This is a genomic window from Nocardia fusca NBRC 14340, from assembly GCF_001618425.1.
Lineage (GTDB): Bacteria > Actinomycetota > Actinomycetes > Mycobacteriales > Mycobacteriaceae > Nocardia > Nocardia fusca.
This window is the reverse complement of the sequence record NZ_BDCU01000016.1, coordinates 186,850-209,620: the sequence shown is the minus strand read 5'-3', so window position 1 is coordinate 209,620 and position 22,771 is coordinate 186,850. Positions and strand designations below refer to the sequence as shown.

The 22,771-nt window shown below is 69.7% G+C and carries 11 protein-coding genes and 1 riboswitch; of the genes, 7 read left to right on the top strand and 4 right to left on the bottom strand.

Annotated features, from left to right (window positions below; translation table 11 throughout):
* Window positions 1-70 precede the first annotated feature (70 nt).
* From NF4_RS05980 to NF4_RS05970, 3 genes are all read left to right on the top strand, one after another.
* Window positions 71-13,609 carry a non-ribosomal peptide synthetase gene (locus NF4_RS05980; protein WP_084532880.1) on the top strand — a complete coding sequence of 4,513 codons (13,539 nt, stop codon included), beginning with the start codon at window positions 71-73 and terminating at the stop codon, window positions 13,607-13,609.
* Window positions 13,606-14,595: an ATP-binding cassette domain-containing protein gene (locus tag NF4_RS05975; protein ID WP_063126286.1), complete on the top strand. Its 990-nt coding sequence runs from the start codon at window positions 13,606-13,608 to the stop codon at window positions 14,593-14,595. The genes NF4_RS05980 and NF4_RS05975 overlap by 4 nt, the downstream gene beginning before the upstream one ends.
* 110 nt (window positions 14,596-14,705) lie before the next feature.
* Complete coding sequence (locus NF4_RS05970; protein WP_063126380.1) at window positions 14,706-15,494, top strand: ABC transporter permease; 789 nt, start codon at window positions 14,706-14,708, stop codon at window positions 15,492-15,494.
* Window positions 15,495-15,566: 72 nt separating this feature from the next.
* Here NF4_RS05970 and NF4_RS05965 read toward each other — a convergent pair whose 3' ends face one another.
* A complete protein-coding gene (locus NF4_RS05965) occupies window positions 15,567-15,902 on the bottom strand; it encodes an RNA polymerase-binding protein RbpA (protein WP_030519040.1) in 336 nt (111 codons plus the stop codon).
* Window positions 15,903-16,318: 416 nt separating this feature from the next.
* Between NF4_RS05965 and NF4_RS05960 the strand changes: the two genes are divergently transcribed.
* On the top strand, window positions 16,319-16,642 hold the full coding sequence (locus NF4_RS05960; RefSeq protein WP_030519041.1) for a hypothetical protein: 324 nt from the start codon (window positions 16,319-16,321) through the stop codon (window positions 16,640-16,642).
* On the opposite strand, the gene NF4_RS05955 is transcribed toward NF4_RS05960, so the two are convergent.
* Together NF4_RS05955 and NF4_RS05950 are read right to left on the bottom strand one after the other, a co-directional pair.
* Window positions 16,593-17,702: a hypothetical protein gene (locus NF4_RS05955; protein ID WP_063126285.1), complete on the bottom strand. Its 1,110-nt coding sequence runs from the start codon at window positions 17,700-17,702 to the stop codon at window positions 16,593-16,595. The two genes, NF4_RS05960 and NF4_RS05955, sit on opposite strands and share 50 nt — an antisense overlap.
* Window positions 17,703-17,808: 106 nt before the next feature.
* A complete protein-coding gene (locus NF4_RS05950; RefSeq protein ID WP_063126284.1) occupies window positions 17,809-18,522 on the bottom strand; it encodes a M23 family metallopeptidase in 714 nt (237 codons plus the stop codon).
* Between the two features lie 183 nt (window positions 18,523-18,705).
* On the opposite strand from NF4_RS05950, the gene NF4_RS05945 reads away from it, so the two are divergent.
* Entirely contained in the window at window positions 18,706-19,029 is a 324-nt protein-coding gene (locus tag NF4_RS05945; protein WP_063126283.1) for an ArsR/SmtB family transcription factor, read from the top strand.
* A 10-nt stretch (window positions 19,030-19,039) separates the two neighbouring features.
* Here NF4_RS05945 and NF4_RS05940 read toward each other — a convergent pair whose 3' ends face one another.
* Complete coding sequence (locus NF4_RS05940; RefSeq protein ID WP_063126282.1) at window positions 19,040-20,020, bottom strand: glycosyltransferase family 9 protein; 981 nt, start codon at window positions 20,018-20,020, stop codon at window positions 19,040-19,042.
* 207 nt (window positions 20,021-20,227) lie between these two features.
* Window positions 20,228-20,371, top strand: a riboswitch (cobalamin riboswitch).
* 102 nt (window positions 20,372-20,473) lie between these two features.
* Between NF4_RS05940 and NF4_RS05935 the strand changes: the two genes are divergently transcribed.
* Both NF4_RS05935 and NF4_RS05930 read left to right on the top strand, forming a co-directional pair.
* Window positions 20,474-22,000, top strand: coding sequence for an ABC transporter substrate-binding protein (locus NF4_RS05935; protein WP_063126281.1), 1,527 nt, complete (start codon window positions 20,474-20,476; stop codon window positions 21,998-22,000).
* The gene (locus NF4_RS05930; RefSeq protein ID WP_063126280.1) at window positions 21,997-22,764 is read left to right on the top strand and encodes a class I SAM-dependent methyltransferase; all 768 of its coding nucleotides are present in this window, start codon (window positions 21,997-21,999) and stop codon (window positions 22,762-22,764) included. Before NF4_RS05935 ends, NF4_RS05930 begins: the two co-directional genes overlap by 4 nt.
* Window positions 22,765-22,771 lie beyond the last annotated feature (7 nt).

Sequence of the window (22,771 nt, the reverse complement as noted above, 5' to 3'; positions counted from 1 at the left end):
ACACCCCACGGCCGGTACAGGCCGGTTGCGGGCTGTTCGGGGAGTGTCGAGCTGTAGAACGGAGTGATTGATGAGATCGTCGGCCACCGGGGTCGATAGCAGCAGTTCGTCGGCGGAAGTTTCGGCCGAACCGTTTCCGCTCACACCCGCACAGACAGCGATGTGGTACGCCCAGCGGATTCAGCCCGAGATCCCTCTTGTCGTCGTCGAGTACGTGAAGTTCCACGGTGATCTCGATCCGGGTCTGCTGCTGTATGCGATCGAGCGTTTCGGCGTGGAGACCGAGGTCGGCCTCCAGCGCATCGTCCAGATCGACGGAGTCCCCCATCAGGTGGTCGATCCGGCGGCGCGACCGGGGTGGGCGCGACTGGATCTGCGGTCCGAGCCGGACCCGCACGCCGCGGCCCTGGCCTGGATGAACAACGACGCGCGCACTCCGGTCGACTTCGACCACGACCCGCTTGTCTTCAATGCCGTATTGCGCACCGGAGATCGCGACTACATCTGGTACTCCCGGGCCCACCACATCGTCATCGACGGTTATGCGGCGATGAACGCGCTGGTCCGCACCGCGGAGATCTATACGGCCTACCACGAGTCCCGGGAACCCACTGTATCGCGCGCCACCCCGCTGGCCGAGCTGTACGAGGGGGAGCGCGAGTACCGGAATACACAGCGGTTCACCAACGACCGCGCCTACTGGAGCGAAATCCTCGACGGTGTAGGGGAGGTCGTCAGTCTGTCCACCGTGGCCAATCCGCCGGCCACCGCGGACGCGGGCCGCCGGCTCGCCACCGCGGTCCTGAGCGAGGCCACCGAGGCGTCCGTCGCGGCGGCGGCAACGCAACGCAACGCGACCGATCCGATCCTGTACGCCGCGGCCATGGCCTGCTACGTCCGGTCCATGACCGGGGAGAACGACGTGGTACTGAGCCTGCCGGTATCCGCGCGCACCACCGTATCGCTGCGCCGTTCCGCCGGAGTGGTGTCGAATGTGGTGCCGCTGCGGATCCGCTTCGAGCCCGGGACCACCGTCGAAGATGTCGTACGGGTAGTGGAACGCCAGATCACCGGCGCCCTCCGGCACCAGCGCTACCGGCACGACGATATCCGCCGCGACTGCGGTTACGAACGCGACACCCGCGGTTTCTTCGGCCCGATGATCAACATCATGCTGTTCAGCAAGCCGCTGCACTTCGCCGAATGCGAGGTGTCGGTCCATATTCTGGCCACCGGGCCGGTCGAGGATCTCTCGGTCAACCTGTACAACGGTGACGGCGGCCGGGTCCATCTCGATTTCGAGGCCAACCCGCTGCTCTACAGCGACGACGAGGTCGCCGCCCACCACCGCCGGTTCCTGGGCTTCCTGGACCGTTTCCTCACCACCGGAGCCGACACCCCCGTCCGGGAGCTACCCGTGCTCACCGACGCCGAACAGCGCCAGGTGCTGCACACCTGGAACGATACGGCGGCCGAGGTCCACACCGGCACGCTCGCCGGGATTTTCGCCGACCGGGTGCGGCACTGGCCGGAGTCCGTGGCAGTGGAGTTCGAGGGGGCGGCGCTGACCTACCGGGAACTCGATGCCCGGGCGAACCGCCTGGCCCGGAAGCTGATCGCGGCAGGCGCCGGACCGGAGCAGGTGGTCGGGCTGTGCCTGCGGCGCAGTATCGAGCTGGTGGTCGCGATGTACGCCGTGATCAAGACCGGTGCCGCCTACCTTCCGCTGGATCCGGAGCATCCGGTCGCGCGGCTGGCGGGGATCGTGGACCGGGCCCGTCCGATCGCGCTGCTGGTCGCCATCCGCGACGGCCTCGAACTGCCCGGCAATGCCGAACTGCTCGCGGTCGACACCGCCGATCTCTCCGGTTTCGATCCCGCGCCCGTCACCGATGCCGACCGGATCTCGCCGCTGCGCGGTGACCATCTGGCCTATGTGCTGTACACCTCCGGTTCCACCGGCGCCCCGAAGGGAGTCGGCATCACCCACGAGGCGATCGTGAACCGGCTCCGCTGGATGCAGCACCAATACCCGCTCGACCACACCGACGCCGTGCTGCAGAAGACCCCGGCGACCTTCGATGTCTCGGTATGGGAATTCTTCTGGCCGCTGCAGACCGGGGCCCGGCTGGTGGTTGCCCGCCCGGACGGACACCGCGATCCGGCTTACCTGGCTCGGGTCATCCGCGAGAAAGGCATCACCACAGCACATTTCGTCCCCTCGATGCTGTCGGTCTTCGTCACCGATACCGAGGTCGGCGACTGCGCGTCGCTGCGCCGGGTGTTCTGCAGCGGTGAGGCGCTGCCGCCGGCCACCGTGCGCGATTTCCATGCCGCGCTGCCGGGCCCGGACCTGCACAACCTGTACGGGCCCACCGAGGCCGCGGTCGACGTGACCTACTGGCACTGCCCGCCGGACCCCGAATCCGTCCCGATCGGTTCGCCGGTGTGGAATACCCGCACCTATGTACTCGATGCGGCGCTGCACCCGGTCCCGCCGGGCGCGGTGGGGGAGCTGTACCTGGCCGGTGTGCAGCTGGCGCGCGGCTACCGCGGCCAGGCGTCGCTGACCGCCGAACGGTTCGTGGCCGATCCGTTCACACCGGGCGCGCGGATGTACCGCACCGGCGATCTGTCCCGCTGGCAACTCGGGTCCGCCGGAAGCCGCCGCGGGGTACTGGAATATCTGGGCCGCACCGATTTCCAGGTCAAGATCCGCGGGTTGCGCATCGAACTCGGCGAGATCGAATCCGCACTGCTGGCCGACGAGCGGATCGCCCGCGCGGTCTGCGTCGCCCACCGCACCCCCGCCGGCGACCGGCTCGCGGCCTACGTGGTGGCGCGTGGTGGGGCGACTCTCGAACCGGCCGCGGTCCGCGCGGAGCTGGCCCGCGCGCTGCCCGGTTACATGGTGCCCGCCACGGTCACCGTGCTCGACGAACTGCCGTTGAACAGCAACGGCAAGATCGACCGGGCGGCGCTGCCGGCCCCGGGCCCCACCGAACAGCGGGCCCGGACCGCGCCGCGCAATGAGGTGGAAGAAGCCCTGGCCACGATATTCGCCGAACTGCTGGGCGTGCCCGAGGTCGGAATCGAGGACGGATTCTTCGAACTCGGCGGCAACTCGCTGGTGGCCGCCCGCGCGGTCGCGCGGATCAACACCGCGCTCGGTACCGCGCTGACCATCCGGGATCTGTTCGAGGCCGGCACCATCGCCGAGCTGACCGATCGGTTCTCCGTCCGCGAACCGGACCTCGCCTCACCGCAACTGGTTCCGATGGTCCGGCCCGCGCGGATCCCGCTCTCACCGGCGCAGCAGCGGCTCTGGATCCTGAACCGCTTCGCCGAGCATGCCGCCGCCTACAACATGCCGCTCGCGGTCCGGCTGGACGGCATCCTGGATATCGAGGCGTTGCAGGCCGCGCTGCTGGACGTGCTGGAGCGGCACGAAAGCCTGCGGACCACCTTCCCCGAGTCCGGCGAGGGCCCCTACCAGCAGGTCCATCCGGCCGCCGACGCCGGGCTCTCGCTCGAGGTGATCGAAGCCGACAGCGCCCGGATCACCGGTCTGGCCGCCGAGTTCGTGTCCCGGCCGTTCGATCTGCGCACCGAGTTCCCGGTCCGGGTCGCCTTGTACGCACTGGACGACGACAGCCATGTACTCGTGCTGGTGTTGCATCACATCTGCGGAGACGGCTGGTCGGTCGCGCCGCTGGCCCGGGACCTGACCACCGCGGCCGAGGCACGGGTCGCCGGCCGGGCGCCGCAGTGGACTCCGCTACCGGTGCAGTACGCGGATTTCGCGCTGTGGCAGCGAGAACTGCTCGGCGAGGAATCCGATCCGGGCAGCGCGCTGAGCCGGCAGATCACCCACTGGCGGGCCGAACTGGCCGGGCTGCCCGATCAGCTCGACCTTCCGCTGGACCGGCCGCGTCCCGCCCACCGCTCCACCGGAGGCGGGCGGGTCTCGTTCACCATCCCGGCCGGAACCCGCCGCGCGGCCGCGGAACTGGCGGCCGCGCGCGGGGCGAGCATGTTCATGGTGGTGCACGCCGCGCTGGCCACGCTACTGGCTCGTATCTGCGGTAGCACCGATATCGTGATCGGCACCCCCATCGCGGGCCGCACCGATCCCGCGCTGGACGAACTGGTGGGGATGTTCGTCAACACCTTGGTGCTGCGCACGGAGGTCGATCCCGGCGCCGATTTCGACCAGATGCTCGATATCGTCCGGGAAACCGATCTGAACGCCTTCGCCAATGCCGATGTTCCGTTCGAGCGGCTGGTCGAGATGGTGAACCCGGAGCGCTCCGGGGCACGTCATCCGCTGTTCCAGGTGATGCTGTCCTACGACAACGCCGGGGAACTCGAGCTGGAGCTGCCAGGGGTGCGCACCGAGATCCTGCCGCTGGACGGGGCCATCGCGAAATTCGACCTCCAGCTCGAGATCCACGACGACAATGCCGGCGGTGAACTGCACGCCGAAATCGGTTACGCGAACGATGTGTTCGACGAGCGGACCGTCGCGGCGATCGCGCGCAGGTTCGTCGCGGTGCTGGACGCGGCGGTCGGCAACCCCCGGCGGCCGGTCGGCGATATCGAGGTGCTGGAGCGGCGTGAGCGCGCCAACCTCGTTCCGCTGGCGGGTGGACCCGCCGAACCGCCGGTGTTGCTGGCCGAACTGTTCGGCCGGTCGGCGGTCAAGGACCCCGACGGGGTCGCCGTCCGCTACCGCGGACTGGACACCACCTACCGGGAACTGGACGAACGCGCGAACCGGCTGGCCCGGCTGCTGATCGACCAGGGGGCCGGACCCGAAACCGTGGTCGCGCTGGCGCTGCCGCGAGGTCTGGACGCGATCACCGCGGTCTGGGCGGTCGCCAAGACCGGCGCCGCCTATGTCCCGGTCGATCCGGGCTATCCCGCGGATCGGATCGCCCATATGCTCACCGATTCCGGCGCCCGGCTCGGGGTCACCGGCCGGGAACAGGTCGCGGCGCTGGCGGAGGTGCCCGGCGCCGTGGAATCGTGGCTGATCCTCGGCTCGCCGGATGTCGAAATCGACTGTGCCGCCGTCTCCGCGGCGCCGATCACCGATGCCGACCGGATCGCGCCGTTGCGCGCCGCGCATCCGGCCTACCTGATCTACACCTCCGGTTCCACCGGCACGCCGAAGGCCGTCGTCGTCACCCACGCCGGACTGTCCTCCTTCGCCGCCGAACAGTGCTATCTGTTCGGCGTCACCCCGGCCGCGCGCACCCTGCACTTCTCCTCACCGAGTTTCGATGCCTCGGTGCTCGAACTGCTGCTCGGGTTCGTCTGCGGGGCCACCGTGGTGATCGCGCCGCCGGATGTCTACGGTGGTGCCGAACTCGCCGAGCTGCTGCGGGCCGAAGCCGTTACGCACGCGTTCGTCACCCCTGCCGCACTGGCCACGGTCGACCCCTCCGGGCCGACGCAGCTGCGCAGTGTGATGGTCGGCGGTGAGGCGTGCAGTCCCGAACTGGTGGCGGCCTGGGCCGACCGGTATCGCATGCACAATATGTACGGCCCGTCGGAGGCGACGGTGGCCGCCACCGTATCCGGCCCGATGCGGCCCGGCCGCCCGGTGCCGCTGGGCCATCCGGTGCGCGGTATGCGGTTGTTCCTGCTGGACTCCCGGTTGCGTCCGGTACCGCCCGGTACTCCGGGGGAGCTGTACGTCTCGGGCCCCGGCGTGGCCCGCGGCTATCTGGGCCGGCACGGCCTGACCGCGGCCCGCTTCGTGGCGAGCCCGTACGGGCGGCGCGGTGAACGGATGTACCGCACCGGCGATCTGGTGGTGGCCGACCGGACCGGACGGCTGCGGTTCCTCGGTCGCGCCGACGATCAGGTGAAATTGCGCGGCTTCCGGATCGAACTGTCGGAGATCGACCATGTACTGCGCGGCCAACCCGGGGTGCGGTCGGCACTGACGGTGGTGCACACCGACGCGCACGCCCGGCAGCGGCTGGCGGCCTATCTCGTCGCCGACAGCACAGTGGATCCCGCCGCGGTCCGGGCGGCCGTACGCAGGCAGCTGCCCGCGTACATGGTCCCCGACGCGGTCACCGTGCTGCCGGAGTTCCCGAAGGCGCCCTCGGGCAAGCTGGACCGTAAGGCGCTGCCCGAACCGGTGTTCCTGAACACGGGCAGCGCCTCCCGCGCCCCCGCCACCGAGGCGGAGCGCCGGGTCGCGGAGGTCTTCTCGGAGGTGCTGGGCTGTGCGGTGACCGGCGCCGAGGACCCGTTCTTCGACCTGGGCGGCAACTCGCTGCTGGCGACCCGGCTGGTCGGGGAACTCTACGACCGGTTCGGGGTGGACCTGCCGGTCCGCACGGTGTTCGATGCCCCCACCGTCGCGGAGCTGACCGAACAGTTGCTGCGGACTCCGGCCACCTCCCGGGTCCCGCTGGCCGCCTACGATCCGCGGCCGGCACGGCTGCCGTTGTCGCTGCCGCAGCAGCGGCTGTGGTTCCTCAACCGGTTCGCTCCCGAGTCCAGCGCCTACAACATCGCGTTCGTTCTCGATATCGACGGTGCGCTGGACGTCCCCGCGCTGCGGGCGGCGCTCGGCGATATCGTCGAACGGCACGAGATCCTGCGCACCGTCTTCCCCGCCGACGGTGACGGCGCCCAGCAGCGCATCCTGCCCGCCGCGTGGGCACTGCCCACTCTGGAGCCGCAGGAGACCGATGACGCCGGAGCCGACGCCGCGCTCCGGGTAACGGCCACCACCGGTTTCGATCTCACCGCGGGAACACCGTTGCGGGCGACACTGCTGCGCACCGGGGCGGATCGCTACCGGCTCGGCGTGGTACTGCACCACATCGCCGCCGACGGCTGGTCGATGGGGCCGCTGATCCACGACCTGGCGCTGGCCTACCAGGCTCGCCACGCCGCGGCCGCGCCGCAGTGGTCACCACTGCCGGTGCAGTACGCCGACTTCGGTCTCTGGCAGCGGGAGCACCTCGGTAGCGAGACCGACCCGGACAGCCTCGCCGCTCGCCAGCTCGGCTACTGGCGGGACCAGCTCGCGGGCCTACCCGATGAGCTACCCCTGCCCTACGACCGGCCCCGCCCCGCCGAACCCGAGCAGACGGCGGCCTCGGTCCACCGCAGTATTCCGGAGCCGGTGCGCACGGCCCTGGTGGACCTGGCCCACGCCGAGGGTGTGAGCACGTTCATGCTGCTGCGGTCGGCGCTCGCGGTACTGTTGCGGGCGATCACCGGTGGCCGGGACATCGCCATCGGTACCCCGGTCGCCGGACGCACGGACAAACGGCTCGGCGAACTGGTGGGGATGTTCGTCAATACGCTCGTGCTGCGTTCTCCGGTCGATCCGGCCCGCCCGTTCACCGACCTCCTGCGGGGGGATCGGGATACCGAACTCGCCGCCCTCGCCCATGCCGATATCCCCTTCGAACAGGTGGTTGCCGCGCTCGGGCACGATCCGCGCGCCACCGCGCGCCACCCGCTGTTCCAGGTCGCGCTCACGGTGCAGGACACCCCCGTGCCCGAACTGGAACTGCCCGGGCTGGTGGTGCGGGCGGCCCCGCTCGATATCGCGCGCGCCAAGTTCGATCTGGAGTTGCGCGCCGGTGACCTCGGCGACGGCGACCTCGAATTCGTCTATGCCGACGAACTGTTCGACGCGGCCACCGTCGAGACGCTCGCGGACCGCTTCCTGCGGGTGCTCGCCACGATCGGCGCCCGGCCCACCGTGCCGGTCGGCGATATCGACACCCGCACCGATGCCGAACGCGACACCCTGTGCCCGGCCCGCGGCCCCGCCCCCGGGATCCCGCGCACCCTGGGCGCCCTGTTCGGTGCCACCGCGCTCGCCCACGGCCCGCGCCCGGTGCTGTACGAGGACGAGACGGTACTCACCTACGCCGACCTCGAACGTCGCGCCAACCGCCTGGCGCGCGCGTTGATCCGGCGCGGACTCGGTACCGGCGACAAGGTCGCCCTCGGGCTCACCCGGTCGATGGATTCGGTGACCACCATGCTCGCCGTCGCCAAATCCGGAGCCGCCTTCGTCCCGGTGGATCCGAACTATCCGGCCGAGCGGGTCGCGCATATGCTCGCCGACTCCGGCTGCTCGGTCGGTATCACCCGCAGCGGCCACGCCGAACGGCTGCGCGCGGCGGGCGGCAGCGAGATCGACTGGCTGCTGCTGGATTCCCCCGCCGGCCGCGATGAGATCGGCGGTGAGGCCGCGGGCCCGGTATCCGACGGCGACCGGCTGCGCCCGATACGGATCACCGATGCGGCCTATCTCATCTACACCTCCGGGTCCACCGGTAAACCCAAGGGCGTCATCGCGACCCACGGTGCGCTCGCCGATCTCGCCGACGAGTTCCGGGACCGGCTGGCGGTGCACCCGGCCGCGCGCACCATGCATTTCTCGTCACCGAGTTTCGACGCGGCGGTCCTGGACCTGCTGCTCGCGATCGGGGCCGGCGCCGCCATGGTCATCGTGCCGCCGGAGGTGTACGGCGGTGACGAGCTGGGCGAATTCATGACCCGCCACGAGATCACGCACACCTTCATCACTCCCGCCGCACTCGCCACCATCGACCACGAACGCTGGCCACTGCCGGCGCTACGTGGTCTCATGGTCGGCGGCGAACGCGTCGGTTCGGAGCTGGTGTCGCGCTGGGCGCCCGGCCGGCGGATGTGCAACGTCTACGGACCCACCGAAACCACTGTCGTGGTCTCGGTGACGCCGGTAGCCGCCGGTCACCCGCCCGAGCTGGGTGACCTGATCCGTGGCAGCCGAGCCCTGGTGCTCGACGAACGGCTGCGACCCGTGCCCGCGGGGGTCCCAGGCGAGTTGTATCTGGGTGGTCCGGGGCTGGCCCGGGGTTATCACGGACGGTCCGGGCTCACCGCGGCCCGGTTCGTCGCCGACCCCTACGGCCCGCCCGGCGCCCGGCTCTACCGCAGCGGCGACGTGGTGCGTTGGACCCGCGACGGCGGGCTGCGCTATCTGGGCCGCAGCGACAACCAGGTGAAGATGCGCGGTTTCCGGATCGAGCTCGGCGAGATCGCCGGCGCGCTCACCGCGCATCCGGCGGTGCACTTCGCCCATGCCGAGGTGCGCCGGCTCGGCGATTCGGACCGGTTGGTCGCCTACGTCCAGCCGGCCGATCCCGCGCGGCGTCCCGAACCCGAGGAACTGCGCGACCATCTGAGCAGCCGGTTGCCGCGGCATATGGTTCCGACCGCGTTCACGCTGCTCGACGAGATCCCGCTCACCCCGGTGGGCAAACTGGATATCGCCGTGCTGCCCGAACCCCGGCTCCTGCCCACCGCCCGCGGTCGTGCGCTCGGTTCGGATACCGAACGCCGGGTCGCCGCGATCATGGGCGAACTGGTGGGCGTCGCAGTCACCGCCGCGGACGAAAGTTTCTTCGATATCGGCGGCAACTCGCTGCTGGCCACCCAGCTGGTGGGTCGCCTGGACGCGGCCACCGGAGTTCGACTGCCGGTGCGGGCGGTGTTCGCCGCCCCGACGGTCGCCGAACTCGCGGCCCGGCTCGACGGGGAATCCGCCGGCACCGGGGCCGCTCTGGTGCGCCGGGTGCGGCCCGAGCGGATTCCGCTGTCCCCGGCCCAGCAGCGGCTGTGGTTCCTCAACCGGTTCGGCGGCTCGGACACCGCGGGCGGCGCGTACAACATCCCGGTGGTGCTGCGGTTGCGCGGTCCACTCGATCACGCGGCGCTGCGCGGCGCGCTGTACCGGGTGCAGGAACAGCACGAGACCCTGCGGACGGTCTTCCCGGAGATCGACGGGGAGCCGGTGCAGCGGGTGCTCGACGCGGCCGACGCCGCCGTCACGCTGCATACACCGGTGGCCGGCGACGCGGGTCACGGGGCGGCGATCGAACGGTTCATCACCCCCGGATTCGATCTGTCCACCGAGATCCCGCTGCGGGCAGCGCTGTTCGTGGTGGCGCCGGACGAGCACATCCTGGTGCTGGTGGTGCACCACATCGCGATGGACGGCTGGTCGCTGGAACCGCTGGCCGCCGATGTGGCGACGGCCTACCGGGCGATCCGGCTCGGCGCCCGGCCGGAGGTCGACGCCGAGCAACTCCAGTACGTCGACTACACCCTGTGGCAACGGGAACTGCTCGGCAGCGAGGACGATCCCACCTCCCCGATCCGCCGGCAGCTCGACTACTGGCGCACCAGGCTGGAGGGCCTGCCCGAACTGCTCGCCGTCCCTGCCGACCGCCCGCGTCCACCGGTGCCCTCCTACCGGGGCGGCACCGTCGAAGAGCGGGTGGACGCCGGGATACACCGGGAGTTGCGCGGTCTCGCCGCGCGCCACGATGTGAGCCTGTTCATGGTGCTGCACGCCGCGCTGGCGGTGCTGCTGCACCGGTTGACCGGCGTCGGCGATATCGCCGTCGGTACCCCGGTTGCCGGCCGTGGGCGGCCCGAACTCGACCGGATGATCGGCATGTTCGTCAATACGCTGGTCCTGCGGACCCCGGTCGCCCACAACGATCGGTTCACCGATCTGCTCGATTCCGTGCGCGATACCGATCTCGACGCGTTCGGGCACGCGGATCTGCCGTTCGAGCGATTGGTCGAGGTGCTCAACCCGGTCCGTTCCCAGGCGCATCACCCGCTCTTCCAGGTGATGCTGTCGGTGCGCGACGAACCGGTACGCACCCTGGAACTTCCGGGGTTGAGCATCGAGGCGATGGATATCGACGCCGGTATCGCCAAATTCGATCTCCAGTTCACTTTCACCGAATGCCGCGGCGCCGACCGGTCGCCGGACGGTATCGGCGTGGCGGTGAACTACAGCGGAGATCTCTTCGACGCACCGACAGCGGCCCGGCTCGGCCGCCGCCTGGTTCGGCTGCTCGGCGCGATCGCCGCCGACCCCGCCGTGGTCATCGGTGACCTCGAACTGCTCGACCCCGCGGAATGGTCGGCGCTGGCGCCGCTGCGTCGCGCCGATCCGGACCAGCCGTGCACCCTGGCCGAGGTCTTCGCCGCCGCGGCGAACGTCGACCCGCAGGCGGTGGCGCTGGCCGGTGCGGGCGTGGAGATCACCTACGACGCCCTCGACCGCTGGAGCAACCGGCTGGCCCGGGTGCTGGTGGGCTACGGGGTGGGTCCGGAAACACTGGTGGCACTCGGTATTCCGCGTACGGCCGAATCGGTCGCCACGGTCCTGGCGGTGACCAAGACCGGCGCCGCCTTCGTCCCGGTGGATCCGGGCTACCCGGCCGCGCGCATCGCCCATATGCTCTCCGATTCCGGCGCGGCCCTGGGGCTCACCCTGGCCGAATACCGGGAGCAGTTGCCCGAGGGAGCCCACTGGCTGGCCCTCGACGATGCCGAGGTCCGCGAACAGGTGCTGCGGGCGTCCAGCGCTCCGCTCACCGACGCGGACCGGATCACCCCGCTGCGGATGGACAACCCGGCCTACGTCATCTACACCTCGGGTTCCACCGGAACCCCCAAGGGCGTGGTGGTCACCCATCGCGGACTTTCCAATTTCGCGGCGGAGACGGCCCATCGCTTCGATGTCCGGCCGGACAGTCGCATCCTGCACTTCGCGACCCCCAGTTTCGACGCCGCCATGCTGGACCTGCTGTTCGCGCTCGGCGGTGCGGCCACCCTGGTGCTCACCCCGCCGGGAGTGGTCGGTGGTGCGGAACTGGCCCGGGTACTGATCGCGGAACGGATCACCCACGCCTTCATCACCACGGCGGCCCTGGCGACGGTGGACCCGGAAGGCGTCACCGATTTCCAGCACGTCCTGGTCGGTGGCGAGGCCCTCCCGGCCGAAGTGGTGGCGCGCTGGGCGCCGGGCCGCAACCTGCACAACGTCTACGGTCCGACCGAAACCACCATCGTCACCGTCATGTCGCCGCCGCTGGTACCGGGTGGTCCGATCCCGATCGGTGAACCCATCCGCGGTGTCGCGGCCATGGTTCTCGACGCCCGGCTGCGCCCGGCGCCGCTCGGGGTCACCGGCGAGTTGTACCTGGCCGGTGGTGCGCTCGCCCGCGGATACCACGACCGGCCCGGGCTCACCGCCCAGCGTTTCGTGGCCAATCCCTTCGGGAAACCGGGGGAGCGGATGTACCGCACCGGCGATCTGGTGCGGATCCGCACGGCGCGCGACGGCGGCCCCGGCGATATCGAATACGTCGGCCGTACCGACCATCAGGTGAAGATCCGCGGTTTCCGGATCGAACTGGGCGAGATCGACGCGGCGTTGAGCCGGCATCCGGCGGTCGAGTTCTCCTACACCGCCGGTCATCGCACGGCCGCGGGCGCGACCGCCCTGGTGTCGTATGTGAAGGCCGCGGCGGGCGCCACCGCCGCCGAACTCACCGCGCATGTGTCCGAACTGGTGCCCAATTACATGGTTCCGCAGTCGATCATGCTGATCGACCGGCTGCCGCTCACTCCGGTCGGCAAACTCGACCGGTCCGCCCTGCCCGAACCGGTGTTCACCGCCGCGGAGGGTTACCGGGCGCCCGCCAACCCGGTGGAGGCCGCGCTGTGCGAGATCTTCGCGGAGGTTCTCGGGGTCGACCGGGTGGGCGCCGGAGACGGATTCTTCGAGCTGGGCGGTAATTCGCTGCTCGCCACGAAGGTGGTCGGCCGGGCCCGGGAGGCCGGGTACGACCTGCCGATGCAGCTGCTGTTCGGCGAATCCACCCCGGCCGCGCTGGCTGCCCGGCTCGGCGACGGTACCGTCGCCGATGCCATGGAGCTGGCGCTGGCTCCGCTGCTGCCGTTGCGCCCCGGCACCGGTACCGGCCGGCCCCCGCTGTTCTGTGTGCATCCGGCGATCGGGTTGTCCTGGTGCTACGCCGGCCTGCTCGCCGAACTGCCCGCCGACCAGCCGGTCTACGGTCTGCAGGCACCGCAGGCCGGCGGTGAACCGGGATTCGGATCGATCGGCGAAGCGGCCGAGCACTACATCGCCCATATCCGGACCGTGCAACCGCATGGGCCGTACCAGCTGCTCGGCTGGTCGCTTGGTGGTCTGATCGCGCACGAGATCGCCGTGCGACTGCAAGCGGCCGGCGAGGAGGTCGCGCTGCTCACCATGCTGGACAGCTACCGGCTCTCCGATGATCTGGCCGCCGAAGCCGTGCCCGGTGTCGCCGAGATCCTCGGCGAATTCGGCGGCGACCTCGTCGCCGACGGGACGGAACCGACCCTGGCCGAGGCCGCCGAACTGTTGCGGTCGCGTCCCGGCCCGTTCGCGGCACTCACGGTGGACCATCTGGAACGGCTGTACGCCGGCTACGCCGACGGCACCGTCCAGGCCAATGGTTTCCGGCCCGGTGTGTTCGACGGCGATCTGCTGTTCTTCGCCGCCGGCGCCGACCCGGTGAACCTGGCCGCGCCCGATCGGCGCCCGGAGGCCTGGCAGGGCTTCGTCACCGGTGCCGTGCACGCCCGGGAACTGGCGTGCACACACGCGGAGATGACGACCCCGGAATCCCTGGCGGTGCTCGGACCCGTGCTCCGGGAACATCTGCGCGGGGCGGCCACGACAGCGCAGCCCGGTATCGAAACGAAGGAGAACGCTCGGTGAAGCCCGCGGTACAGATCACCGGTCTGGTGAAGTGCTACGGCCGCGTCCGCGTTTTGGACGAGGTCGATATCGAAATCCCCGAAGGCACGGTACTGGGGCTGCTCGGTCCCAACGGCGCGGGTAAGACCACCGCTGTACGGATCGTCACCACCCTGCTGCGCCCGAATGCCGGATCCGTCCGGGTCGCGAATGTCGACGTCCTGCACGATCCGGCGGCGGCCCGCAAACTCATCGGATTGTCCGGTCAGTACGCGGCGGTGGATGCCAATCTCACCGGCTACGAGAATTTGCGGATGGTCGCGCGGCTCTATGGGATGTCGCGCGAACGCGCGGTCTCGCGGGCCCGGGAACTGCTCGGGGAATTCGGGCTCGAGGATGCCGCGGACCGCCGGGCCGGGACCTATTCCGGGGGGATGACCAGGCGCCTCGATCTGGCCGGTGCCCTGGTCGCCCGTCCGCCCGTGGTGGTTCTCGACGAACCGACCACCGGGCTGGATCCGCGGGCCCGCAACGATATGTGGCGGGTTATCGGCGAACTCGTCCGCGACGGCACCACGGTCCTGCTGACCACCCAGTATCTCGAGGAAGCCGACCGGCTGGCCGATCAGATCACCGTGCTCGACAAGGGCCGGGTCATCGCCCGCGGTTCGGCGGACGAACTCAAATCCTCGATCGGCGGGGACCGGCTCACCGTCACACTGAGCCCCGGGCAGGACCCGGCGCCCGCATTGCGGGTCCTCGCCGAGATCGGAATCGGCGAACCCGCACACGAGGCGAGCGCCGACGAGGTGTCGGTGGTGGTCGGTGAGGGCTCCCGCACCATGGTCCAAGCCCTGCGCCGGCTCGATGACGCAGACGTGAACGTCGTCGACGCCCGGGTGCACCGGCCCAGCCTCGACGATGTCTTCCTGTCCATCACCGGCTCCCCGGCAGCGGCGGAATCCGAGCCGGAAACCAGTGACGTCCCCGAGGAGATCATGTCGTGAGCACCGCAGAAGTGGCAGTCGATCAAACCACCGGCCCGACCGATGAGACGGAGGCGGAACTGCCACACGCGCCCGGCTCGCACCGGATTCCGAAGTCCACCGAACCGCGTATGCGGTTCTTCCGCGACAGCGCGATCGTCGCGCATCGCAACCTGATCACCATCATGCGGGTGCCGACATTGCTGGTCACGGCCACGGTGCAGCCGCTGATGTTCGTCTTCCTGTTCGCCTACGTGTTCGGCGCCTCGCTGGGTGGTGGCCAGTACCGGGAATTCCTGATCGCCGGGATCATGGCCCAGACCGTCGCCTTCAGTGCCGCGTTCACCACCGTGGGGCTGGCCGGCGACCTGGAGAAGGGCATCATCGACCGGATGCGCTCGCTGCCCATGTCGCGGCTGGCGGTGCTGATGGGGCGCACGCTCTCCGATCTGGTGGTGAGCATGGTCAGCCTGGTGGTGATGACCGTGTGCGGGTACATCGTCGGCTGGAGCATCAACGGGAGCCTGGCCGAGGCCGTACTCGCCTACGCGGTGATCCTGCTGTTCGCCTTCGCCATGTCGTGGGTCGGCGCGCTCACCGGTCTGCTCGCCCCGAACGTCGAGGTCGCCCAGAGCGCCGGCCTGATCTGGCTGTTCCCCTTGTCGTTCATCTCCTCGGCGTTCATCTCGGCCCAGACCCTGCCCGGGCCGCTGGCCACCATCGCCGAATGGAATCCGATCACCGCGGTCGCGGCGACCGGACGGAAACTGTTCCACAACAGCGCGCCACCGATGTTCCCTTCCGCTACCGGCTGGCCGGCCGAACACTGCGTCGAATACTCGGTCCTGTGCTCGGCGGCCATTCTGCTGATCGCGATACCGCTGGCGCTGTTGCAGTACCGCCGGGTGGCCAGTCACTGACCATGACAAAGGACGTGCCCGCCGGATATCCGGCGGGCACGTCCTTGCTATGTCACTTCGGGTCGTCCGGGCTCAGCCCCGGCGACGGGTCTTGAGCAGTTCCAGCCGCTCCTTGAGCAGTTCCTCGAGCTCATCCTTGCTGCGCCGCTCGAGCAGCATGTCCCAGTGCGTGCGCGGCGGCTTCACCTTCTTCGCCTCCTGCGTGGTGCCCTCGATCAGCACACCTTCCTGGCCGTTGCGGCACAACCAGGTCGGCGGGATCTCGGCGTCGTCGGCGAACGGAACATCGAACTCTTCACCATTGTCGGTCCGGTACCGGGCGATCCGGCGGGGAGCCAGATCATGGTCGCGGTCGGTTTCGTAGCTCACCGCTCCGAGCCGGCTGCCCCGGAGTACGCGATCTGCCATCTGTACAGGTCCTCTCTGTGTTGTCGGCGCGTTGCCGCGCGCGGGTCCGCGGTTCCCTGCCGCGGAGCTCCGGAACACCGGAGCGAAAACACCGACGGTGTATCCGCTGCGGGGCACCGAAACCCGCGCCGGGGTGCGAACCGATGGGTCGACCCCTTGTTGTCTTGCTACCGCGACCTGGTGGGTCGCGTTCGCCGGCCGTTGTCGCCCGCCGGCCGTTCGGGTCACGTGCGCGGGCCGTTGGTGCTGCCACGAATCGGGGATTCGTGCCGGTCCAGGCCGTGCGCCCTGTTCATGTCAACGTTCGTCAGGGTCTTTCCGTTCCCAAGCCTTGTAATTGTACGGGGTTCGGCTGAGGGGCCCCGCGCGGTGTGCGGTGTGTGCTGCTGCGAGAGTTCCTATTAGGGTGTCGGGTCATGTCGCGCCGGTTGGAGTCGTGCCTGTGGTGTGGTCGGGAAATAGTGGATTCGGAAGCGGGGCGGCGGCGCCGCTACTGCCGGCAGTCCTGCCGCCAGCGCGCCTATGAGCATCGCAACAATGTGAAGGGCACTGGGATCCCCGCCGATTCGGTGGTGCTCAGTGCCGCCGAGGCCACCGCCCTGGCCGACCGGTGGTTCGCCGCGCGCTGCGCGGCCGAGGATGTGGCGACAGCGGTCGACGAGGGCGCCGACCGGGACGAGCTCGCGCGGCTCAGCGCGGTTCTGGTCGAACTCGCCCGGGACGCCGAACGGTTGCGCTGACCTGCGTCGAATCGTGCTGTGCGCGCGGCGGCGAGATCGTCTCGCCGCCGACCGCCGGAGTGGACCCGACGCTCACCGCGGCGAGGACAGTGACCGCGACGGCCAGGCCGAGCAGCGCGAGCAGGGTGGCGGTGTCCGGGTGCGGCAGCGGTTGTCCGCGCATCGCTTGCCAGAATGTGATGGCCTGCAGACCGCCCCAGGCCAGGATCACCACTCCGATCAACCTGCTGCGGGTCCGGACCGGGCGCAGCCGGGGGTAACGCCGCGCGCACCAGGCGAGGATCACCACCGCGGCCAGTACCACCTGGATTCCGTGTAATCCCACGAAATGGGGAATGCGCAGGTCACCGCCCAGGGTGCTCCAGTGGGTGATCGGCATACCCGTCACCGCGTCCGGTGCGCCGACGGCCTGCCGGGTTCCGGCGTCGACCACGGTGTGCCCGGCGGCCAATTCGACCAGCCGGCCGTCCGCGGTGCGGGTGAGCTGGGTCCCGGTGAAACCCATGAGGTATCCCAGTGCCATCGAGACCACCCCCATCGCCAGCCCGCCGCGAATCGCCCACACGGTGGGCCGATCCGCGCCGGGACGTATCGAAACGATCACGGCGATCAGCAGATTCGCGAAAAAGAGACCCGGGACTCCCGAGGCGAAGATCATCTGCCCGATTTCGTTGACCGCGTCGGTTTCGGTGTTGAAATGGCTGAAGGTGCCACGCGCGGCCTGGACCACGATGAACCCCACGTCCACGAACGCGGTGACGGAGAACACGACCCCCAGCCACCAGGTCACCCGCCGGCCGCGGTGGGGTAGCGACAACAGCCAGGCCAGGGTCAGCGAGTACAGCAGGAACGCCAGCCCGAATTTGACCGGTTTGAGCCAGACCGATTCGCCGAGCAGGACGCGGTCGTCGACGACCATCGCGATCAGGCCGGTAAACACCAGACCGGCCATTGCCGCGGAACTGAGCAGCAATGGCCGGTGCAGGCGTCCGATCACCCGACATGGATCGGAAGTCGTGGGGCGTCCGGAAGCCGGGACGCCGGGGAGCAGTGCGGACATGTTCCGACGGTAGGAACGGGGGTCCGGCCGTCGCGTCCCACTACAGGACTGTGTGCGGCCGGTACCCCGGTATGCCGGGGGCCGTCGGATCGGCCGAGGGTAAGGGTCAGCCGGGGTTGTTCAGGACGAGCCCACGACCGGCGAGATAGGGCAGCGGGTCGACCGGGCCGATGCCGGGCTGGTGGACCTCGTAGTGCAGGTGCGGTCCGGTGGACTGGCCGCGGCTGCCGACGGTGGCGATCACGTCACCGGCCTGTACCTGTTGGCCGACCGAGACGAGAATATCCTGCATATGGCCGTAGACGCCGACGCTGCCGTCGTCCTGCTGGACGCGGACCCACAGGCCGAAGCCGGTGGCCGGGCCGGCCTCGATCACGACACCGTCGGTGACCGACCGGATCGGTGAACCCATGTTCGCGGCGAAGTCGATGCCGTTGTGGTTGGTGCCCCAGCGTGCCCCGAAGCCGGAGGACACGACGCCGTCGGCCGGTTGTACCGTGGTTTGGCGCGGGGGCTCGAAGAACGGGAAGGACACCGGAACGGGCTGATTGTCGTCGGCGGCCTGATGCGGGGCCCACGCGGCGGGGTCGTGCGAGATCGCGGGCCGCTCGGCGGGTGCGCGGTCGGCGGGGTCGGCCGGCGCCTCCGAAGTGGCGGCCACCGGGGTGATCTGTTCGTTACCGGAATCGGCTCCCGCGGCGAAGAGGGCGAAACCGGCGCAGAGGGCTGTCGAGGTGGCGACAACCTGTGTCGTGATGGGGCGACTGCCGATCGACGACACCGTGAGCTTACGGAAAGGTAACGGAAGGGTCACGGGCATGGTTACAAGTTAGGGGACCGACACGCCGAGGCAGCAATTATGTGGCAACTGTCACGAGATCATATAAGCGCAGGTCGCGTATTACCGTCCGATAACGGAACCGGAAATATCGCCCCCCGAGCTGCGCAAGTGAGACATTGATCTAGTTTGACCGAAGTGTGCCAGAAGATCGACACTGTTTCAGTGGTCGCTAACAGAGTCGCGCCGCTGATCGCCCTGGCAGACCCCACCAGGCGCGCGATATTCGAAGCGCTGCCCGCCGGGCCGCGCTCGGTAGGAGAGCTCGCCGCCCAGGTCGGGATCACCAGCTCGGCGGTATCGCAGCATCTGCGGGTACTGCGGGACGCGCGGCTGGTGATGATGCGGCCGATGGGCAACCGCCGCCTCTACTCACTGGACCCCCGCGGCCTCAGCGATGCCCGCGACTACCTCGAACAGTTCTGGCAGAGCGCCCTGGCCGCCTACGCCGCCGCGCTCAGCGAGGCCGCGAACCGGGACGACCGGTAGCGCCGGCCCTTCAGCCGACCCGGCGGTACGCCGTACTGCCGGTCACGCCCACTTCGCCGCGGCGTTTGCTCAGCTGCCGGTCGAGGGCCGCGATCACCTCGGTCGAGCCGATCTGTAGCAGGCCGGGATCGGTGGTGGGGGCATGACGGTCGCCGATTCGCCCGGCCCACAGCACCTCGTGCCGGTTCATCAGGTGCCGCGGCGGCCCGCCCTGACCCGGGGCCGTGGGACCGAACAGTTGCACGGTGCGGGTGCCGAAGGCGGTGGCGAGATGGGCGACGCCGGTGTCACCGCACAGGACCACGGAGGCCTCGGCCACCGTCGCCGACAGCTCGATCAGGTTCTGGATACCGGCCAGCACCCGCTGGCCGGACAGTCCGGCCCGGGCCGCGATCCCCAGCGCGTTCTCCCGGTCGCTCTCGTCACCGGTGAGCACCACCTCGTGGCCGAGCACCAGCAGATGCCGGATCACCGCCGCGAATCGGTCCGGGGGCCAGCGCCGGGCGGCCGCGCTCGCGCCGATATGAACGACCACGCTGTCGCGATGGCTGGTGGTCGCCACCGGCGGCACCAGGCCCAGATTGCGCCGATCCGCACCGATCCCGTCGAATTCGAGCAGATGACACCAGCGGTCGATCGGATGGTGGTCGGGCTGCCAATCGGGTGCCGGGATCTCCGGAAAGGCCGGATTCCGATACGTGAGGATACGTTCGGCCCCGGTCTTGCCGAGCTGCACGATCGGGGCGGCACCGGCGCCGTGCAGGTTCACCGCCAGTTTCGGCGGCGGCCCGTCCCAGCGCAGGCCCTGCGGATCGGCGATGGGCACGAACTCGTCCACGCAGGCGATCACATCGACGATGGGACGCAGACGGTGCGGCGCGGCCAGCACGAGATGATCGGTGCGGCGAGCCCGGCGCAGTGCACGTAATGCCGGAACAGCGGTGAGCAGATCACCGAGACCGCGTGCCTGAAGCACGAGAACTACCGACACCCGACTCTCCTAGCCACCTGTTGCCCGTTGTGCCGCTCCGTCCCGAACCGTCCTGGCGAGGAACGAACCACGACGAGAGCATTTCCTTGGATGACTACCACCTGGTACCCGGCGGCAAACGTGGGCCGGTGGCGGCCTGCATCACACGCTGTGCATTCGCCCGGCGCGGCCGTACCGTCCGCCACCTCCCCGGACGGGGATCGCGTGGGCGAGACGATGGTCCCCCGCGGGGCGCTTGGGTAATGTGACCGATGTTCGTAGGGAAGTCCGGTGCGAATCCGGCGCTGTCCCGCAACTGTGTGGCTCGCGTGCGGGCCGCAGCCAGATACCTGCGGATGAACCAGAAACGGTCATGATCACGTGGGTATGGTCGATGCGCCGAACGGACCGCTCGAGCGGTCCGTTTCGCATGTCTTCGTCGCGTGAGCCTGCCTGACGCGACGGGAGTCGGATATGCGTTGTGCACCACCGGAGTCGAGCCGCCGATCGTTTCTGGTCGGCAGTGTGCTGGCCGCGGGAGCGCTGACCCTCGGCTGTGGCCGCGGCTCCTCCGCCGGTACCGATACGTTCACCGCCGCCTTCCAGGGCTCCGGCGCCGGGGAGGGGATCGACCCCGGCGTGAACACCCTCTTCATCGACGAAGCCCGGATGAAGGCCGTCTACGATGGCCTGTTCGAAGTGGACGGCTCGATGACACCGATCCCGCGGCTGGCGGAATCGGCCGAACCGAATGCCGACGGCACCCGGTGGCGGATCGAGCTGCGGGACGCGGCCTGGCACGACGGGAAGAAGTTCACCGCACGCGATGTGCTGTACACCTTCTCGCGGGTGCTCGGGCCCGCGCCGCAGCGTCCGTTCATCGCCGCGTCCTCACTGGATCAGGTGGACCTGGCCGGCAGTCGCGCGATCGACGACCGCACCGTCGAGATCGTGCTGAAGCGGCCCTCGTTCGAGTTCCTCATCGCACTGTCGGTGTACGGCACCAAGATCGTGCAGGACGGTGCCGCCGATTTCGCCCGTCCGGTGGGCACCGGGCCCTTCGTCTTCGACTCCTTCGAGGCCGGCCGGCAGTTCACCGCGCACCGTAACGAGAACTACTGGGACGGCGCGCCCGCCATCGGGCAGCTGCGGATCGTGAGCGCGGAGGCGGACGCCCGGGTGAACGCGGTCCGCGGCGGCGAGATCGACTACGCCGACAACCTCACGCCGTCGGCCGCGCGGACGCTGGCGGGACACCCCGGCGTCACGCTGGTGTCCACCCCCGGGAGCGGAATCCATTTCTTCGCCATGAAGACCGACCGGCCGCCGTTCGACCACCCGGATGTGCGGCGCGCCGTCATGCGGATGGTCGACCGGCCGGAACTGGTGAAGGTGGCGTTCGAAGGCCAGGGGGAGGTCGGCAACGATGTCTTCGGTAAGGGCTACCAGTACTACGCCGATCTGCCGCAGCACGAGTACGACCCCGACGAGGCCGGCCGGCTGCTGCGCCGGGCCGGGGTGCGCGAGCTGAGTTTCGATCTGTTCACCGCCCCCGTTGCCTACGGGTTCGTCGAAGCCGCCCGGCTGTTCGCCGATCAGGCCGCCGAATGCGGAGTCCGGGTGAACGTGGTGCTGGGTTCCAAGGACAGTTACTACACCGACGCGCTGCGGACGGGACATCTCACGATGGGACAGTCGGGGCCGCTGCCGATCCCCAACCATTTCGCCTCGCGGCTGCTCACCGGGTCGCCGCAGAACCGCACCAAATGGTCCGATCCGCAGTTCGACGCGCTCTACACGACCGCGCAGGCCACCCCGGATCCGGACCGCCGGGCTGCGCTCTACCGCGGCATGCACGAAATACTGCACGATCGAGGGGGCTTCGTGTTCTTCGGCACCACGCACTGGAACAGCGCCGCCGGTGACCGGTTCCGGCGGCTCCCGGCCGCCGTACCCAATTCGCACGACTGGGCGCGCTTCGACGGGGTGTCGGCCCGATGACCCCCGCGCGACTCGATCCGGAGCGGGCACGGTACTGGGTCGAACGCTGGGATCGCCAGCAGGAGTACTACATGCCCGACCGGGAGGCCCGGTTCGAGGTGATCGGTGATGTGCTGACCGAACTGCTCGTCCGGCCGGATCCCCTGATCGTCGATCTGGGCGTCGGCCCGGGGACCCTGGCGGCCCGGTTGCTCGCCCGGATCCCCGGCGCCACCGTCGTCGGTGTCGACGCCGACCCGCTGCTGCTGGCGCTGGCCGACACCGTCTACGGTTCGCCGCGCTTGCGGACCGTATCCGCCGATCTGCGCGAGCCCGGCTGGTTCGCCGCGCTGGATCTCGCGCGCGCCCCCGACGCGTTCGTGAGCACCACGGCACTGCACTGGATGAACCGGGCACCGCTGCGCGCGCTGATCGAGACCTGCGCCCGGGCACTGCCGCCGGGCGGGGTCTTCGTCGACGGTGACCATCTGTACGAGGGGCTGGACGGTCCGCGACTGGACGAACTGGGCCGGGCGCTGACCGCCCGCCGAGCCGAGCGGGTGGGCTCGGCCGTGGGCGAGGACTGGGCGGCGTGGTGGGCGGCCGTGGGAGCGGCCGACGAACTCGCCGAGCTGGTGCGCCTGCGCGACGGCGGATTCGAGCACACGGTCACCGATCGGCCCACCGCCGGCGACTACACCGCATTCCTGCGCGCCGCCGGTTTCGCCGAGGCCGGGACTGTCTGGCAGTACGGCGACGACCGTGTCGTGGTCGGGATCCGGTAGCGGCCCG

Excerpts from the sequence above, each read along its gene's own strand:
- NF4_RS05980 (WP_084532880.1), top strand. The coding sequence starts at position 71 with ATGAGATCGTCGGCCACCGGGGTCGATAGCAGCAGTTCGTCGGCGGAA.
- NF4_RS05970 (WP_063126380.1), top strand. The coding sequence starts at position 14,706 with ATGCGGTTCTTCCGCGACAGCGCGATCGTCGCGCATCGCAACCTGATC.
- NF4_RS05965 (WP_030519040.1), bottom strand. The coding sequence starts at position 15,902 with ATGGCAGATCGCGTACTCCGGGGCAGCCGGCTCGGAGCGGTGAGCTAC.
- NF4_RS05960 (WP_030519041.1), top strand. The coding sequence starts at position 16,319 with ATGTCGCGCCGGTTGGAGTCGTGCCTGTGGTGTGGTCGGGAAATAGTG.
- NF4_RS05955 (WP_063126285.1), bottom strand. The coding sequence starts at position 17,702 with ATGTCCGCACTGCTCCCCGGCGTCCCGGCTTCCGGACGCCCCACGACT.
- NF4_RS05950 (WP_063126284.1), bottom strand. The coding sequence starts at position 18,522 with ATGCCCGTGACCCTTCCGTTACCTTTCCGTAAGCTCACGGTGTCGTCG.
- NF4_RS05935 (WP_063126281.1), top strand. The coding sequence starts at position 20,474 with ATGCGTTGTGCACCACCGGAGTCGAGCCGCCGATCGTTTCTGGTCGGC.
- NF4_RS05930 (WP_063126280.1), top strand. The coding sequence starts at position 21,997 with ATGACCCCCGCGCGACTCGATCCGGAGCGGGCACGGTACTGGGTCGAA.